This is a genomic window from Methylobacterium sp. WL69 (assembly GCF_008039485.1).
Taxonomy (GTDB): Bacteria; Pseudomonadota; Alphaproteobacteria; order Rhizobiales; family Beijerinckiaceae; genus Methylobacterium.
In genome coordinates this window covers 1-2,243 of record NZ_VRUZ01000180.1, presented here as the reverse complement: position 1 = coordinate 2,243, position 2,243 = coordinate 1, and the positions used below count along the sequence as shown (strand labels likewise).

Below are 2,243 nucleotides of genomic sequence, written 5' to 3'. Positions count from 1 at the left end.
CTCCAGCCCACACCCCGCCCCTGATCGGAAGCGCCGGAACGCCCCGCGTTTGACGGCGCTGCCAGCCGTGGTAGGGCCTGCCGACGCCCGCAACCCGAGCCCGTGCCATGCGCCCTGCCGTTCCGATCCGCCCCGTCGCCCCCGGAGTCGCGGCGTGAGCGGGCCCGACCTGCGGCGCGCCGCCGCCGAGCGGGCCGTCGCCCTCGTGACCGACGGGATGCGCCTCGGGATCGGCACCGGCAGCACCGCCAACGTCTTCGTCGAGCTCCTGGGCGCCCGCGTCCGGGCCGGCCTCGACGTCGTCGGCGTGCCGACCTCGGAGGCGACGCGGCTGGCGGCGGAGGCCGCCGGCATCCGCCTCGCCACCCTCGAGGAGATGCCGGAGCTCGATCTCACCATCGACGGGGCCGACGAGATCGACGGCCAGATGCGCCTGATCAAGGGCGGCGGCGCGGCCCTGCTCCGGGAGAAGATCGTCGCCTTCGCCAGCCGCCGCATGGTGGTGATCGCCGACGCCGCCAAGGGCGTCGAGACCCTCGGCGCGTTTCCGCTGCCCGTCGAGGTCAACCCGTTCGGCCTCGGCGCCACCCGCCGCGCCGTGGAGGCCGCCGTCGCCGCCGCCGGCTGCGCCGGCGCGGTTCTCCTGCGCGCCGGCGCGGACGGCGCGCCCCTGCGCACCGATGGCGGCCACCACATCCTCGACGCGCACCTCGAGCGCATCCCCGATCCCGAGGCCCTGTCGGCCGCCCTGTGGGCGGTGCCGGGCGTGGTCGAGCACGGCCTGTTCCTCGGCCTCGCCACCGGGGCGATCCTGGCGGAAGCGCGGGACGGGGTCGCGCACGTGACCTGCCTCGGCGCCGTCTGACCAGAAGCCCGATCCATCGCCCGAACCGCATCGCAGAAGACCTCCGGAGCGCTTATCCATGTCCCGCCCCATCGTCCGCTCTCAGACCCTGCGCGCCGTACTGGCGGGGGCCGTCCTGGCGATCGCCCCGGCCGCCTTTCCCCTGGCCGCCTGGGCCCAGGCCCCGCAGAAGCCGGCGACCCCGCCGAAGGCGGCCCCGGGCAAGTCCTCCGCGCCGACGCCCGCCGTGCCGACCCCGGCGGCGAACACACAGGCCCCGGCCTTCGCCCCGTCGCACATGGCGCTGGCCCGCGAGGTGATGCTGAGTTCGGGCATCGCCCGCTCGTTCGATTCCATCATCCCGGCCTTCAGCGAGCAGATCCGGCAGAACGCCGTCACCCGGCCGGAGCTCGGCAAGGATCTCGACGAGGTGCTGGTCGGCCTCCAGCCCGAGATGGAGATGCAGAAGCAGGCCATGATCGACACGGCCGCGCGCATCTACGCCACCCGCCTCACCGAGGCCGAACTCGCCGACATCGCCGCGTTCTTCCGCTCCCCGGCCGGCAAGCGCTACGTCGAGACCCAGCCCCAGGTCCTCGACGGCATCGTCCAGGCCATGCAGGGCTGGACCCAGGAGGTCTCGGAATACGTCATGGTCCGCGTCCGGACCGAGATGGTGAAGCGCGGCCACCAGCTCCAGTAGGGCGCCCCGCTCCCGCGCGGTCGTCCCCGTGACGTCCCCGTCCGTCGCGCGCCTGCGCGGCGCCGGCGCCCTGGTCCTGGCCGCCCTCCCCCTGGTGATGGCGGCGGCCAACCGGTCGAGCCCGGCCGTCATCGGCCTCGCCGCCCTCCTGTTCCTGGCCGCCGCCCTGGTGGAGGACCGGCGCGCGGCCTGGACCGCACTCGCGGCGCCCCTGCGCACGCCGGCGGGGGGCGCCGCCCTCGCCTTCCTCGCCTGGGGCCTCGTCTCCATCGCCTGGAGCCCGTTCCCCACCCTGTCCTGGCGCACGGCCGGCGAGTTCGGCCCCACCCTCGTGGCGGCCTACTGCGCGGCACGCCTGGCCCCCGGACGGATGCCGCCCGGAACGGCCCTGGCCGCCGCCTGGATGCTGGGTCTGGCCGGGCTCTACATCGTCGTCGACCTCGCCGCTGACCTGCCGGTGCAGAAGGCGCTGGGCACGCGGGTCGCCTACTTCGTCTTCAATCGCCCGGTCCTGACGATCCTGCTGGTGGCCGGCCCCCTCGCGGCCGTGCTCCTGCGGCGCGGGCATCGGTGGGCCGCCGGCCTCGTCGTCCTCGTGTCCGTGGCCGCGATCCTGCGCTCCGTGAGCGGAGCGGCCGCCCTCGGGCTCGGGGCCGGCGCCGGAATGGCCCTCGCGGCCCGGTGCCTGCCCCGGCG

General features: G+C 75.7%; 2 protein-coding genes and 1 pseudogene. All 3 read left to right on the top strand.

Annotated features, from left to right (window positions below):
* Positions 1 to 154: 154 nt before the first annotated feature.
* Positions 155 to 865: a ribose-5-phosphate isomerase RpiA gene (gene rpiA / locus FV218_RS22235; RefSeq protein ID WP_147711581.1), complete on the top strand. Its 711-nt coding sequence runs from the start codon at positions 155 to 157 to the stop codon at positions 863 to 865.
* Positions 866 to 923: 58 nt separating this feature from the next.
* Positions 924 to 1,547, top strand: coding sequence for a DUF2059 domain-containing protein (locus tag FV218_RS22230; protein ID WP_147711580.1), 624 nt, complete (start codon positions 924 to 926; stop codon positions 1,545 to 1,547).
* 28 nt (positions 1,548 to 1,575) lie between these two features.
* Positions 1,576 to 2,243, top strand: a pseudogene (locus FV218_RS22225) (O-antigen ligase domain-containing protein); the annotation flags it as partial.

Coding starts and splice junctions, on each gene's coding strand:
- FV218_RS22230 (WP_147711580.1), top strand. CDS start 924: ATGTCCCGCCCCATCGTCCGCTCTCAGACCCTGCGCGCCGTACTGGCG.